Raw genomic sequence first — 15,388 nt, forward strand, 5'->3', positions numbered from 1 at the left:
ATTTATATATTTATTAAACTATCTTCTAATATTTGATAGATTTTGCCTATTCAAGTAAACTGCTATTTTACTTCAGGGACTAATCCTGCTTGAACCATCCTTGTTATCTTAAATAATCGTATCTCATAAAATCCGAATGTGATCATGAGGTGGACTATACGATGTCGGCAACTACTTGGGATTTTAACTCTAAAACTTTCCAAATATCCACTACCAAAGATTCTGATATACTATCACGATTGAATTCATTTACATTTATGATCCTTGCTTCTTCCAAATATTTAATTTTGTCTATTTCAGGATGACTGTCTAAAGGAATTGTCCCAAGAACTATCTTCTTTTTATTGGAAACAGTTTCCTGAACTATTTCTTTAAAGGAATTAGATAGCATCTGCATGAATCCAATTTCATCAATTACAATTATTTTTTTGGAAGACAAGGCGTCTTGTAATACTTTAATAGCAAAATTTTCGAACTTTTCTATATCAATTCCGTACCTTCCAATTCGAGTTTTGCTAGGACTCTCCACATTTGCTATTTCTAGACTTTCCCCATTAATGGACACACATCTGAAACCTACTCGATCATTTGAATCGGTTATTTCTTCCGTATAGAATCCACCGCAAATATCTGTTCCAATATCATTAATGAGATTTTTTATCATGGTTGACTTGCCTATTCTAGGCTTTCCTGTAAGTAAAAAAACATTTTTAGTATTCCTATGTCCGTCTATCCTTGACAACAACTTGTAATTGGGAGGATTCAAATTCCATGTCTCGTATGGAACGGGGTTTACTGCATTTAGTGCATCGAGCGTGCGTGATTTTACATTGGGTCGTTTTATATATTCATCAATATTAGTATTATCCAAGTCTATATATTTAGCCTCTAGGATCTCTTCAGGTTGAATTCTTATTTCACCACTAACATATTCCGCATTAAAAACCACAGACAAAATATGAATCTTTTCATTGTAGTAAACTCCTGTTATTCCTAAGGGGCGAATAACAACCCCTGTTTCTTCAAGAAACTCTCGACATACAGCAATATCTAATGGCTCGCCAGTTTCAACAAATCCTCCTGGCATTTCCCAACTGTCAGATCTGAAATGTGTACGAACCATTAAGCAATGTCCACTCTCATTCTTAACAAGTGCTGAAACGGCAATTAAATGTTTTGACTGTTCATTCATCTTTTAACCCCACCAATTCAATTTATTGTCCAATTCGATGTCTTTACCAACTAAACAATTCATTGTAGATAAATAACTATAGCCAATACTTACTATAATTCTTTTTTATATTTCAAAACCCTTTTTCTTGTTCGAGAATCCCCTTAACGAATAAGAAATTAAACTAAAAATGTAATATATTATTTTAATTAAAATTAACCAATCGCTCCCTTATTATTATTAAAGACCGTGGCAAAATACTGCATGATCATAAATGCTGTCCCCGATACTTTTTTATTGAGTTCGTCCAATTTACCGTTGACCGACCTCCTATGGGCATTTCTCGTTATGGTGCTCTGTCTGCCCCACTACTAAAATCTTTAAAAGCAATTAAAAGCGCATTAAAAGCGCTTCTCGTAAATCACATCGTCATTTGCATCCCATTCAACATCATAGAATTATTGGGATCTAGTACCCAAATTTACGAATTCATCTGATTTTAGTTTTCGGACTGGTTTTATTTTTTTCGATCTAACTCAGCCGGTTAATACAGCTATTCTAGTATAGATTTTTCTTATTGCTTTTTTGCGTGTCAACCTTTAGCAAAACACAAATCATAAAGATGTCATTGAGTTAATTGAGCATCGATCTATTAATTGGCATCTTAATGACATTATCGTGAATTGTTTGATGAAAAGAGTATTTAATTAAGTTATATATATGAAACTTGAGCGCCTAATTTTTGTAGCTTTTCTAATAGACCTCCATGGCCACGGTGTACATGCTCCATTCCGTGTATGAAGGATGTTCCCTGTGCATTCAGAGCTGCACATATAAGACTGGTAGTTGCACGTAAATCTTTTCCATAAAGGGTATTAGCTTTTAACGTTTTACCACCTAAAACCTGAATGGACCTTCCATCAATGTGGACTTCTGCTCCGAGCTTTTTTAATTCAGATACATGATTAAATCTATCATTATATACTACATCGGTAATCATCGAGATTCCTTTACACTTTGTTGCCAAACTAGTAATAAGAGGTTGTAAATCACTCGGAATATCGGGAAACGGACCTGTAATTGTTTGAAAAGGTAGTAATCGGTCTGATTTTTCTAATCGCAGACAGTTTTGATTATAAAAAGATATCTTCATACCAATATTACGGCATAAGGTAAGGAGCTTTTCATGATGGATAGGAATAACACCTTTAATTGTTCCCGTTCCACCCGTTAAACCCAATGCGATAAGTAATGTCCCTGCTTCAATCCTATCTGGAATAGTTTGGGCTGTAACGCCCTTTAACTCTCGTACTCCATTTATAATTATTGTACTTGTTCCATCCCCTTGAATTTTTGCCCCCATTCTTTTTAACATATTCAAAAACCCTAAAATTTCTGGTTCAATAGGCGTATTTTCTATAATCGTCTCTCCATCTGCTAACACAGCTGCAAGAACCGCTGTTACTGTAGCACCTATGCTTGGGTTTGGGAAAATAATGTGTCCACCTTTTAATGGCAATCGCTTAGCTTTTGCATGGACAAAACCATCAGTTTGTTTAACTTCCACACCTAAGGCTTTAAGTGCCTGGATGTGAAAATCAATTGGTCTATTTCCTCCTATTTTATCCCCTCCTGGCAAAGCAATTTTAGCTTCCCCTAGACTTGTGACAAGTGCTCCTAGGAAAACAATAGATTGACGAAGCTTAGGTGCAAATAAATTTGAAACATAACCTGCAGCAATACCATTTCCTTCAATGCGTAGTGTGGTACCATCTCGTTGATATTTAACTCCTATCTCATCCATAATACCTATCATGGCATCCACATCTGAAATAGCTGGTACATTTTCAAGAGTAGTTTGCCCCTCTTTTGTTAAGCAAGCAGCTGCAATCATTGGAAGGACTGCATTTTTTGACCCATCAACACTTACTTCTCCTTCTAGTTGGATTCCTCCATCTATACGGATTTTATTTGTCTTTAGAAGATTTTCTAAATTTATATCCACTTTTGGCACCCCTTATCTTTTTAAATAACTTTGAAATTCACAAAGTAACTGTAACGCGTATATTTTACGAACCCAGTCCTCCTAGTAATTAAACGGGGTTTGTTTTCCAAGTTTCATAAGAAATTCTATTAGTGGTCATGATTGCATCTAATGCACGACAGTTTATAGAGGGCCTTGTAATATATTGAGAAAGATTTTAGTATATAAAAAAAGCTAGCCATAATCACAGCTAGACCTCTAATATTCAAAGATAAATCAATTAGTTCGTAATTCTTATATTAGAATTTATTGGTGAATCTTTAATTAACTGATAATCACCGAGCAATTCTTTTAAATCTTGCGTTTTTCTATCCAAGTGAAGTCCTTTTATTCCAACTAGTTCAGCGCCTTCAATATTTTCCATTTTATCATCGATAAAAACACTCTCTTCTTTTTGTGCTTTTGTTTTATTTAAAGCGATATTATAAATGGCTTCACCTGGTTTTTCTCCTTTTACAAATGCTGAGAGAATGATAGCATCAAAATATTTACGAATTCCTAATCTATCAAATATCCAGTCCATACTTGGCATAGCATTTGATATAACCGCCAATATGTACTTATTTTTTAATTCCTCAAGTACACCTTTTACTTCTGGAAAAATCTCACAATGACTGGCAAAATGAGTTGTATATAACAATTCATTTGTCAGCTCAATTTCTCCAAGTTCTTCTGCAATGGTTCCATAATAACTCTTAAAGTATTGTTCTTCTTCATTCCAATTTGTGATAAAAGGTAGAGGAACTTGTTTAGCCTTTAAAATAGCCGAATCGATTTTAGATTTTTGATAACCTCTTTCCATCAAAATATATCTTATTCTGTCATCTCCTTTAAAGGCAGTATCAAAAAGAACACCACCAGCATCAAAGAAAATTACTTTCACATCATTTGTTTGATTCATATTAACCTCCAAATAGATCCTTTTATATTGTTATATTCTGATACTTTGATGAAATTCCTTATTGAACAAAGCAGCTCCCCTTTTGTTCAATAAGAAAAACCTAATTGTTGATACATTTCGGTAAATCTTTTTATAAACATCTTATCTTTGTAAATTAAGATACTTTCTAATATATCTATTTCAATCCACTTCTGGCAGAGAAGGTTTTTTAATTAAATATAGAATATGGACATATATTTATTTTGGAGGTGAAGGTGATTGTCTAATTATGACCAGTGGACCAAACAATACAACGATGTTGTTAATAGTAATGTAGAGAAAAAAACAGGAATAATTGAAACTTCTTATCAATTCGTTTTAGAACAACTATATGAATTTGCTGATCCCTCAAAAATGAAAATTTGTGATATTGGTTGCGGTCAAGGAGAACTTAGTTTCCGATTAAGCAAACTTGGAGCAAAGGTTACTGGAATCGATGTTAGTGAAAAATTATTAGATTGGCGCGTAATAAATCATCAACAATAGAGTGGATATGTGGTGACGCTATGAAACTTAAACAAATATCCGATAATTCCTTTGATGTAGTAGTTTCAAATCTAATGTTGATGGATGTCCCTGATTTTCAATCTGTATTTAAATCGGCATATCGTGTGTTAGTTCCTGGAGGAATCTTTGTCTACGTAATCATGCATCCGTGTTTTCAATCGCCATTTAGCTATGCACTTGAAGATGGCTCAAGAAATGTTTCATCTTATTCTTCTCAACATTGGAAATCAAAAGGTTCAGGTACACTTCGATCAACTTTAGGAGCTTATCATCGCCCGATATCGCAATATATAAATAAATTATTAGATATTGGATTTTCTATTATTCATATGGACGAACCACTGACAATAGGTGCAAATTCATCATTACCATCATTGTATGGAGTTGTTGCAAAAAAAAGCTAAAACGATATATTACTTCTGCAAGCAAAATACCATAACTGCGTTTTTCAGCAACTTGGTTGTAAAATGTAAAAATAAGTCTATATCTTTTTTAAAAATTAGCAATAGCATACAATTGTTGAATCTCAAATTTTTAAAACAGACTTTCATAAATGTTATTTGTTGTTCAACCAAGGGAGAAGTTCTTCGTGTTTATAGATATTTTTAGTCTCTGAAATAATTTGAGAAAGAAGAACATCAATTGAACCCGTTAATGAGTTTAGAGTTTGTAGGACAGATCCATTCTCAAATTGATCCAATTCCCCAGGTAACTCATCTAGATCTAAAATAAAGAAGTCTCCATTTGGAAGAATCATAATATCAAAAATCAAATCCTCAAAGGATACCAACTTGTCGGTCATATATGTATTTTTTACAATATTAAAATAGGAACCTATATACTTCCCTTTATTATCTCTCCAGATGTATAAATTATATGGACGATCTTTCCAGTAATATGCGATTTTGTAACTACCTCTAGGAATAGTTAATTTTGTCTGGTTTGCTATTATAGTAAAGGATTCTTGAATGATATGGAAAAGTACTACATTTTGATTATGTACGCCTAACAACTCCAGCTGCTTTCTATTACAATGGAATCATATCGTATTTTTCTTTCAATTATTATATCTCCACGTTTATTAGGTGGGATACGAATATTCATCACTGTTTTGGCTTCTCCTTCCTATCTAATCTTCCTTCCCAAAACAATTGTCTTTATTAATTTTTACATCACTGATAAATCAATATTTTATTCTATTAAACGACCCGATTGCTGAAGATCATTTTTATAGAACAGACATGACAATGAGATAGTTATAGGTTAACCCTCAGCGCTGATTGTATCCGACGTATAATCAGCGCTTTCTTCTTTATTTAACATTAACTCAGCATACGCTTAACGTGTGCCACTATATTTTCTGATGTAAATCCATATTCCTTGATGACCGCATCACCCTTACCTGATGCGCCGAATTTATTGATACCGAGAATGGTGCCTTTATCACCGACATAGCGCTCCCATCCTAACGGATAGGCCATTTCGACTGCAAGACGTGCTTTGACATCAGGTAGGATGACCGAATCTTTGTACGATTGTGGTTGCTGCTCAAACAACTCCCAACTTGGCATGCTGATGACGCGGGTGGCAATACTTTCTTCTGCCAGTTTCTTCTTAGCTTCAATGGCCAATTGCACTTCCGACCCGGTGGCTATCAGCTGTACCTGCGGCTGACCGTTTGCGGCATCGGATAGTACATACGCTCCTTTTCGGACGCCTTCACCCGATTTTTCAGCAGTGCCTTCAAGTATCGGTATGTTTTGGCGGGTTAACACCAGCGCTACGGGGCCCCCCTGCTGCTCAACCGCATAACGCCATGCTTCCGAAGTTTCGTTCGCATCAGCCGGACGAATTGTGGTGACTCCTGGAATAATCCGCAAGGCAGGCAATTGTTCAATCGGCTCATGAGTCGGTCCGTCTTCCCCGATTCCGATGCTGTCATGTGTTAGCACGTAAACGACCGGTACCTTCATGATTGCCGCGAGACGTATCGAAGCTCGCAAATAATCAGAGAAAACGAAGAACGTTCCTCCATACGAACGTAAGCCACCATGCAGCATCATGCCGTTTATAGCGCAGCCCATCGCGAATTCCCTAACGCCAAAATAAATGTTGCGGCCACTATAATCTTTATCATCGAATTTCTCAAATCCGTCCATATGCGTCAAAGTCGAGCCCTCCAGGTCGGCTGAACCCCCGAATAGGAATGGCAGCTTTTTAGCAATGGCATTTAATGCTTTGCCGGAAGCCAAACGGGTAGCAATCGCCCTGTCAGTTGGAGCGTACTTAGGAATATCCGTATCCCATCCTTGAGGCAATTCACCTTTCTTCGCTTGCTCGAATTGAAGACCCAATTCGGGATATTTACTCTTGTACGCAGCCAACTGCTCGTTCCATTGTTGTTCTTGCTTTCCTCCTTGCTCCTTCACAGAAGCAAAGTGCGCCTTTACTTCTTCCGGCACCCAGAAATGCTTATCTTCCGGCCATCCGTAGGCTTGTTTGGTCAGCTTGGTTTCGTTTTCTCCTAGCGGTGATCCGTGAGAGGCGCTAGCAGCAACCAGACCGGATTTGTTTGGGCTGCCGTAACCAATAATCGATTTCACTTCAATTAAAGTCGGGCGTGTTTGTTCTTTCTTCGCTTGTTCCAATGCGCTTTGAATTGCTGCAATATCGTTGCCATCCTTAACAAGCACCGTATGCCATCCGAAGGATTCATAGCGGTCTCTTACTTTCTCAGAGAATGATAGACTTAGTTCACCGTCAAGTGAAATATCATTGGAATCGTACAATACAATTAGCTTGCCTAGCTTTAAATGCCCTGCTAGCGAAGCAGCCTCATACGAAACACCTTCCATCATGTCGCCGTCGCCGCAGAGTGCAAAAGTATAATGATCTACCAGCGTAATATCGTCTTTGTTATAGGTTGCGGCAAGATGCGCTTCAGCCATGGCCATGCCGACGGCCATACCGATCCCTTGACCGAGAGGGCCGGTAGTTGCCTCAACGCCAACAGTATGGCCAAATTCCGGATGGCCCGGTGTTTTACTGCCCAATTGACGGAATTCCTTTAAATCATCCAATGTTAAACCGTATCCGCACAGGTGTAACAGACTGTACAACAACATGGAGCCATGTCCGGCCGACAACACAAAACGGTCCCGGTCAAACCATAAAGGATTTGAAGGGCTGTGCTTCATAACTTTAGTCCAAAGCACGTAACCCATGGGAGCTGCCCCCATCGGCATTCCCGGATGGCCTGCATTTACATTTTCAACAGCGTCAATGGTCAGTGTACGAATTGTATTAATTGCTAAATTCTCAATCGTTTTATTAACTAAGGGCACGATCAGTATTCCTCCTTTAGTTCCTGTTTCTCATACACGCATCCATGCTTACCTTTTCAAATCAACGGAAAATGCGTTGATGATGAAAAATTTCATGGTTGTGAAACGGTGTTTTTTCAATTTTAATCCATTATAATAACGCTATATCTATTGAACAAATAAATATTTTATATATTAGATATAGATGGAGGTTATGTATGGTTGCGAATTTGGAGTTATACCGTGTGTTTTATTGGACGGCAAGGGAACAAAATCTTTCTCGTGCTGCAGAGCGGCTTTATATTACTCAACCGAGTGTCAGCTATGCAATAAAACAGTTGGAAGAGCAACTTTCAATAAAACTGTTTCATCGAGAAGCAAGGGGGGTTAGGCTGACTGATGAAGGAACAGTGTTGTTTAGGAGTGTTGAACAAGCTTTCAATTTTCTCGATTCAGCTGAACGCCATATGGCCGACATCAACGGCCTTGTTCGAGGTGAATTGCGTATCGGCAGCAGCGATTCATTATGTAAATATTATCTGTTACCACATTTAGGAACGTTCTTTTCCGATTATCCCGGAATACGCCTTGACTTGATACATGGGACAACTTCCGAAATCATCAGGTACGTCAAAGAAGGAAGGATTGATTTCGGTATTGTAAGACTTCCAGTCGATGATAATCAGCTCGTAGTTCGGGAAGCAACGACGGTGCAGGACTGCTTTGTCGCTGGTCCAAGGTACAGCCATTTGGCGGAAAAGGCCTTGCATTTATCCGAACTCATTAAGCATCCAATCATTTTATTCACAAAAAAGAGCAGTTCCCGCCAATTTATAGAAAATTTTGTTGCAGAAGAAGGACTCGAAATAATTCCTGAAATTGAATTGGCTAGTGTTGATTTGCTGATTGAGTTTGCCAAAGTAGGTCTTGGAATATCCTTTGTCACAAAACAGTTTGTGACAAAGGAGCTTGATAACGGAGCGTTGGTGGAGTTAAAACTAGTCGAGCAAATTCCCTCGCGCAAAATAGGTATTGTTTATCTTCGTCAACATCAGCTTTCGAAAGCAAGTAGTACTTTTATCCATCAATATTTAGACGTGCTATAAGAAGAATTTAGAAGTGTATAAAAGTGAAGAGAAGATTTTTGTTTTTGGTGGGGTAGAAATTTAAAAAGTTCTTCTACCATATGTAAAAAAATTCTCGCAGAATTTAAAAGTTTCCGGTCTTTCCTAATATAGTTTAACGAGGACCGATACTTCTTTATTCTAGGGATAAATTGATAAAAAAAATTAATACACTTATTATTATTACATTTATGAACGGGTAGCCTCCTAAACAAAATTTCTAAAATGTTTGCAGTAGCCCTTCTAGAATTTTTCAGTTGTACCTCTATTTAATTTAGTATCAGGATTCACTTTTTCCCGTTACGAATTAATGAAACAATCGGATGCCTTTAAGAGCATTTCTTCAAAATCTATATTTTAAGTATTTAAATTTTTTACTCCATCCATTATTTTATAAGAAAAATCCATAATTTTGTTTTTTAACAATGTAAAATGGAAATCATATGGATTATCTTCGTATAAGACAAAAGGAAGATATCTTGGTATTTCTTCTCCTAAACCAAAGTTATCTTATAGCAGTAGCTATACCATTAATAGTATTAAAAAATGACACCGGAAATTGCAAGGCAATATTTTCATCTTTAGCAGATGCCAGGTAGTGTTTGGAAAAATAATGCAACATAGTTTCTTCATTAGTTAAGCAAGAGCTATTAGCATTATGAGCAAAATGATGCGCATTAATATTTCCTTTCTTTGCAATAACCGATTCCATACAAGAAGGGCAATAATATTTCTTATCCTTCGATATTCGCTCACTTATATGGACCAATTGACCTTGTAATAAAGCAAACGTTATATTTACTGCCAATAAAGTTTACCTCCCTATCGTGATTCGACGTTACGACATTTTCCCATTCTTTTGAAAATTTTATAGCTCTTGCTCTAATTTCATTCCAACTTAAGAGTGCCATGTTTTTCTCCTATACTATCAATTGTTTGGGGTATTTAAGAAATGAATATTAAACTGAGAGAATAGGTTCGGATAACAGGGTATTTAAAATATATTCAAGATATTTAATATCGGAAGTTTTGTATACTTCCACATAATTATGCCTACTAAGATAATCCGCAATGTCACTTTTTTTAACATATCTTTTACTGTTACTCTGTATATATTTAAAACAGTAATATTCCTCGGTTATTCCATTCACCATTAATTCTTGTAATTCATCAATATTTATGGTTTGTAATTCCTGATTGGAAAGTTCATCACTTTTATTTCTATAGAATTTTTCATTATTAAACTGAGTAAAATTCTCAACTTTGATTTCAATATACCTTATGTCGTCTAAGTCATCGACAAAGACTTCTTGAAATAAAATAGGGTAATTGCATTTATTTAATTCACTGTCTTTCGTTCGTAAAATTCTAGTTTTGATGTAATCTATTAAATTAATATTTTTCTCCTTTATAACATTTTTCGTTTGCAAAGAAATCTGACCGTATTCATTTACCTCCAAACATATCAATTCATATAGGTAAATCAAAAGTTCATCAGTAATTTCTTCAGTTTGTAGTCCATTCAAAAACAATTTCCAATATTTTTTACAGTTCTCTTTATTCGCATATTTTTTTGAATGTAAGGATAAGAGGGCCAATAAAGCTGTACTTCCTACATCACCGGCATTCATTCCTTTTTTAAGATAATCAAAAGTCATCCGCTCATTTTTCTTTGTACCATCACCTTTGTAATAGAGCATTGATAGCCACCGATTGGCATTTTGATTACCATAATTACTTGCTAATTTTAAGGTTTTGAGAGCTTCCTCGTAATCTTGTATCGTTTCACCTATTCCAAGATATTGTGCGATTCCTTGAGATAGCAATTCTTTCCCTTTATATTCCGTAAGTCCATTAGTAGTTCTATCTACAAGATTATCATTTTCTTTAAATTTTAATTCCAATATTAATTGTATAACTGATTCTAGGGAAGAATTGAAAAATTCACGATTATTGTTCAATCTTTCTCCTTTTAATTCTAACGTCTTATGGATTACCGATTCTGCAGTATGGCAATCCTTAAAATACTGTTGAAAAGCTAAAACAAAAGGGGTAGGAACTCCTGTAGAATTAGATAATTCTGTGATACGTGTAAAAGTATCCCGAGTTGTTTTGCCAATCTTAAGTAAGTTTGGCATAGATTCATTCGTTAATACATATATGTAGCCTTCCAATAAACTCACCACTTTAGTAATAAGGTTTTATTCCACGATTTTTTAAGCAATAAGGAAGTTTAAAAGGTGTTATTAAATTTCATTAAAAGTTAATTATTACGTAGTCACTAAGTTCCCGTTCCTTAATCCATCTTTTTAGATTATCTTTATAAACAACATCTGCACAAGGTATAGAACAAGTTCTCTCTGTTGGCATATCAAAATACTGATCGAAAGGACTACTTACTAAATAGTAGCTTTCATCATATTTACTCGATACTTTTTTGTTACAAAGGGAACAACGGAATGACCAATCTCTTTTTGATTTATTGAAAGTATTCTTTTTATAATCTGGTCGATTTACTTTGTAGCAATTTTCATCCACTTTTTCAAACTTTAATGAACTGGAGTACAATTTTGACGCTACAGCATTATACAAAAATTGTTGTTTATTGCTTTCTGTAATAAATTCATCGATACTAGTATTTGAATATGCTTCTTGAAGAAATTCAATATATTCTAATGCTTTTTTTCTATCAAGAATTTCCCCTTGATGATCTACAAACACATAACCTTTTTTAACATTTTTGTTATCATCATCAATTATGTCTATTTCTTCTAATCGGTACAAATGATGATGGGGGTTTCTATATTGTTTCATCTTTTTCCCCTTTATAATTATAAAATTTGACTTTCTTGCGTCTAATATTGTTAGACATCGGTACCATCTTTACTTGTCATTGTTTAAGATAAGTCTTCCGATCTCAAATATTGCAGCAAACTCAACAGATGCAACTTCATCTACTATTGAATTATCTTTAACCTCTGCATTAAAATTCCTCCAATTCCAAATTTTGTTTCTATAAAGTAATTTTACCAAACCCTTGTTCTCATTGTTTATTGTTCTCTAAATTTGAATTTAGTGCCAAATAAAAAAGGAAATCTTTATCCTCCTGTTGTTGTCTTTTTGTTCAAAGACATGAAAGTCTAAACTATTAGGACAAGAAAGTCTAAACCCCCTTCAGTACACTGTTTTTGAGACATGAAAGTCTAAACTAGTGGTATTCTATAATCAAATTTTTCTATGTATTTAATATCTGCCACGTTGAATACCTCCTCGGTATGTTGTCAATAGGTAAATTTCTTAGGATTTTGTACTACTACCTCCAACCACTTAATAAAATGTTCGATTAATAGATGAGAATTGATTCTACTTATGTATATAAACGAAAGGAAAGTTTGTACAAACTTTATAAAGACCTTGAATATCAGTAAATTATAATTTGCTGTATATTTAAGGTCTTTCTTTATTTAGACTGTTCAACTAAAGAAACTCGTGAAATTTTTTCACAATCTAAATTAAGTTAACCGATTATTTAACTGCTTTCCAAATTGTCCATCTATCTTTTTCAACTATGTTATTATCTATTGAAATTGAGTCATCTATATGATTAATTAATAATTTTAATTCTTTATCGTTCAATTCGTGTAAAATACTTCTTCCTGTTCTTTCACTTAAGTCACTTAGCAATTGCTTCTTATTTTCATACACTTTTCTTGTTTCCCATAACTTAACTTCTTCGATTTCTCTGAATCCAACTTCCTTAAGGGTTTCGAGTACAAATTGACTATTGTGACGACGTTTAGTTTCTTTTTCAATTAATCTTGGAAAGAGTTCAAAGAAATATCCTCTTATATGACTATCATTACCTTCCAATAAACAATCATCAGGCGTACGGTCTTGAACAATATAAAATCCGTTGTCCTTTAACAATCTATATGCTTCTTTAAAACAATGTTTTAATTCAACAATATGATGTATCAATGCTCTTTCAAGTAATAAATTAAAACTTTTACTTTCTAAGCCAGTATCAAAAGCGTTTCCGTGTTTAAAAGATATGTTATTATATGCTTTACAATTTTCTCTTGCACCATCAAGAATTGCTTCGGAAAAATCCACACCGGTAACAGAAGCTACTCCCATATCTGATAGGGATTTGGAATAAATTCCTCCACCACATCCAATATCCAAAGCTTTAAAATTACTCTCTATAGGTACAAGGTCTTTAATAGCTTTAATCCACGAGTTGTCAGCGTTCCGAGTTGTATAAGTAATGCGATTTTTCTCACTATGAAAATTAATCCCCACTTAACATCCCTCATTTCAATTTTTACAGTGCATTTCACCAAAATTATTTAATTTCTAAAATCTCCAGGTAAGTTTTTCGTTTACAGTAAGATCAACAATATATAGGCATACTTGATATTTCTAATTTTACCCCAATTGATATTATAAGAAAATTTTAAAATTATTTTTTACAAACATAAGTCGTCTTCCTTATAGATATATCTTCAAAAAAGAACTATTGTTGTTCAACTAAACTCCCTCAATAAACTAATCACAATCTCACGATTACTCTTGAATTCATAAGATTTCATTACCATATCATTAACCAGTATCTACGTAAGATCAGCATTACTCCTCAAGGATAGGGGTTTACCGAAAAAAGTGTATACTAAACTAGCCAATTACAGGAATAAATTGGTAAACATACTTATGATCGCACTTTTGGATGTCCACATGTCTCATGGAGGTCAACCCTCCCATGCCTCACAGAGTCGATGCTCCTACATTCCTTCGTTCAACCTTTCCATGAGGTGGATGTCGGTCATGCTGCCCCACAGGATCTAAGCCCTCACGTTAGTTGCTTTGCCGACTAATCCGTGCTTCCCTTGTAAAAGATAGTGACTAATGAAGTGACTGTGAAACCTTTAATTCGTTGAACTTATGCAACTGTTTGATGCTCCTCAAATGTTGCCATATGAGGGATGTCCTTTAACATCTTGTCTTCTTGAAACGTAAATTGTTTTTTACCTATTGAAAACAGAATTCGAATAAGCTTGTTACACAAGGCAATCAGAGATTGCATTTTCTTTAAAGGATTGTGAGACCGTGTTGTGTAATAGATATGAAGAGCTTTAAAAGCTTTGTTCTTTGCCACCAGTATCATGGCTGCTCGGAATAAGAGGGCCCTCAACTTCTTTCGTCCCCGTTTGGTAATCTTGGTCTGACCTTTGTGCTTTCCGGATGTGTTTTCTTTTAAACTTAAACCCGCTAATTTTACGATTTGGCGTGGATGTTTATAGTCTCTGAGGTCGCCGACCTCTGCAAAAAAACCTGCTACTGTATCTCGACCGATCCCTGACACCTCTAGCATCTGTGTTACACCTGGGATATGTTCTAATAACTGATCTAATTGCTGATCTAATTCTTCGAATTTTAATTGAATAAATTCATACTTCTCTAGTAAAGCTCTCAACTCTAATTTCGCCATAGCTGACCCTTGTCGAATACCAATCGAACGATTGGCTGCTTCTTTAAGTGCTCGTATCTTCTTTAAGCCTATACTGCGTTTTACCACTTGTCTTAAGTAAAGTAAGAGCTCTTCATCCGTATACTTTACAAGTTCATGTGGCAAGGATTCTAACTTTAGAAAATGAATAGCTGCCTTGCCTTCCCAACTTTTGAACACTGTCAAAAATTCAGGAAAGTAACGATCAAGCCAGTTATGAACTTGTCCCTGAACGATTTGTAAGTCAACATTGAGAAGATCGCGGAGTTTTTTTGCCACTCGGAGTTCTGCGTAAATCCCTTGTGGAATTGTTGGTTCGGCGTATCTTCCGTCTTTGACTAACTGTGCGATGACTTTTGCATCTTTCACGTCATTCTTTGTAGGTGAATTATCATCTAATTCTTTACTTCGTTTAACATGTAATGGATTAACAGATACGAACTTAATATTATTCTCTTTTAGAAGATGAGCTAGATTTAACCAGTAGTGACCGGTTGGCTCCATGCCTACAATTACTTGATTTAGCTTAAACCCTTTAACTAGTTGGTTAATCCAATCTAGAAACGAATGAAATCCTGCTTTCGTATTTTCAAAGAAACACGTTTTACCCAGTTCCAATCCTCTAAAATCTTGCGCTCTTGCAACATGATTGTGCTTGGCGATGTCTACTCCGACAATTAAGGTTTCAGAAGTAATTTGAGAGATTTTATGATTTTGGTTATAATTCATTGTGAGGCCTCCAAATAGATGGTTTTGTCCTTTTTAGCTGGCCA

10 protein-coding genes and 3 pseudogenes are annotated in these 15,388 nt (G+C 35.2%); 2 read left to right on the plus strand and 11 right to left on the minus strand.

Annotated features, from left to right (window positions below; all coding sequences use genetic code 11):
* Nucleotides 1-154: 154 nt before the first annotated feature.
* The 4 genes and pseudogenes from KHA88_RS21415 to KHA88_RS06050 all read right to left on the minus strand — a co-directional run bounded on the left by KHA88_RS21415 (nt 155) and on the right by KHA88_RS06050 (nt 4,116).
* Nucleotides 155-745: a nucleoside-triphosphatase gene (locus KHA88_RS21415; protein ID WP_283247419.1), complete on the minus strand. Its 591-nt coding sequence runs from the start codon at nt 743-745 to the stop codon at nt 155-157.
* Nucleotides 731-1,192: pseudogene (locus KHA88_RS21420) on the minus strand (NUDIX hydrolase); the annotation flags it as partial. The pseudogene KHA88_RS21420 and the gene KHA88_RS21415, both read right to left, overlap by 15 nt.
* A 691-nt stretch (nt 1,193-1,883) precedes the next feature.
* Nucleotides 1,884-3,176 (minus strand): UDP-N-acetylglucosamine 1-carboxyvinyltransferase, encoded by a 1,293-nt coding sequence (murA, locus tag KHA88_RS06045; RefSeq protein ID WP_213121574.1) that lies wholly within the window; start codon nt 3,174-3,176, stop codon nt 1,884-1,886.
* 259 nt (nt 3,177-3,435) lie between these two features.
* A complete protein-coding gene (locus tag KHA88_RS06050; RefSeq protein WP_213121575.1) occupies nt 3,436-4,116 on the minus strand; it encodes an HAD family hydrolase in 681 nt (226 codons plus the stop codon).
* 258 nt (nt 4,117-4,374) lie between these two features.
* Here KHA88_RS06050 and KHA88_RS21305 point away from each other — a divergent pair.
* Nucleotides 4,375-4,802, plus strand: a pseudogene (locus tag KHA88_RS21305) (class I SAM-dependent methyltransferase); the annotation flags it as partial.
* Nucleotides 4,803-5,218: 416 nt separating this feature from the next.
* On the opposite strand, the pseudogene KHA88_RS06065 reads toward KHA88_RS21305, so the two are convergent.
* Together KHA88_RS06065 and tkt are read right to left on the minus strand one after the other, a co-directional pair.
* A pseudogene (locus KHA88_RS06065) lies at nt 5,219-5,766 on the minus strand (DUF402 domain-containing protein).
* A gap of 218 nt (nt 5,767-5,984) precedes the next feature.
* Nucleotides 5,985-8,006, minus strand: a complete 2,022-nt coding sequence (gene tkt, locus KHA88_RS06070) for a transketolase (protein WP_213121578.1) — start codon at nt 8,004-8,006, stop codon at nt 5,985-5,987.
* A 197-nt stretch (nt 8,007-8,203) separates the two neighbouring features.
* Between tkt and KHA88_RS06075 the strand changes: the two genes are divergently transcribed.
* Entirely contained in the window at nt 8,204-9,091 is an 888-nt protein-coding gene (locus KHA88_RS06075) for a LysR family transcriptional regulator (RefSeq protein ID WP_213121579.1), read from the plus strand.
* Between the two features lie 523 nt (nt 9,092-9,614).
* On the opposite strand, the gene KHA88_RS06080 is transcribed toward KHA88_RS06075, so the two are convergent.
* The 5 genes from KHA88_RS06080 to KHA88_RS06100 all read right to left on the minus strand — a co-directional run bounded on the left by KHA88_RS06080 (nt 9,615) and on the right by KHA88_RS06100 (nt 15,344).
* On the minus strand, nt 9,615-9,917 hold the full coding sequence (locus KHA88_RS06080; protein WP_213121580.1) for a competence protein CoiA family protein: 303 nt from the start codon (nt 9,915-9,917) through the stop codon (nt 9,615-9,617).
* 151 nt (nt 9,918-10,068) lie between these two features.
* On the minus strand, nt 10,069-11,295 hold the full coding sequence (locus KHA88_RS06085; RefSeq protein WP_346729162.1) for a GIY-YIG nuclease family protein: 1,227 nt from the start codon (nt 11,293-11,295) through the stop codon (nt 10,069-10,071).
* 70 nt (nt 11,296-11,365) lie between these two features.
* Entirely contained in the window at nt 11,366-11,923 is a 558-nt protein-coding gene (locus KHA88_RS06090) for a hypothetical protein (RefSeq protein ID WP_213121582.1), read from the minus strand.
* 711 nt (nt 11,924-12,634) lie between these two features.
* Nucleotides 12,635-13,411, minus strand: coding sequence for a class I SAM-dependent methyltransferase (locus tag KHA88_RS06095; protein WP_213121583.1), 777 nt, complete (start codon nt 13,409-13,411; stop codon nt 12,635-12,637).
* A gap of 637 nt (nt 13,412-14,048) precedes the next feature.
* Complete coding sequence (locus tag KHA88_RS06100) at nt 14,049-15,344, minus strand: IS110 family RNA-guided transposase (RefSeq protein ID WP_213121584.1); 1,296 nt, start codon at nt 15,342-15,344, stop codon at nt 14,049-14,051.
* Nucleotides 15,345-15,388: the final 44 nt, after the last annotated feature.

Origin of the sequence: Lederbergia citrea, from assembly GCF_018343525.1 — a bacterium.
GTDB classification, from domain to species: Bacteria; Bacillota; Bacilli; order Bacillales; family Bacillaceae_C; genus Lederbergia; species Lederbergia citrea.

Excerpts from the sequence above, each read along its gene's own strand:
- KHA88_RS06050 (WP_213121575.1), bottom strand. The coding sequence starts at position 4,116 with ATGAATCAAACAAATGATGTGAAAGTAATTTTCTTTGATGCTGGTGGT.
- KHA88_RS06075 (WP_213121579.1), top strand. The coding sequence starts at position 8,204 with ATGGTTGCGAATTTGGAGTTATACCGTGTGTTTTATTGGACGGCAAGG.
- KHA88_RS06090 (WP_213121582.1), bottom strand. The coding sequence starts at position 11,923 with ATGAAACAATATAGAAACCCCCATCATCATTTGTACCGATTAGAAGAA.
- KHA88_RS06100 (WP_213121584.1), bottom strand. The coding sequence starts at position 15,344 with ATGAATTATAACCAAAATCATAAAATCTCTCAAATTACTTCTGAAACC.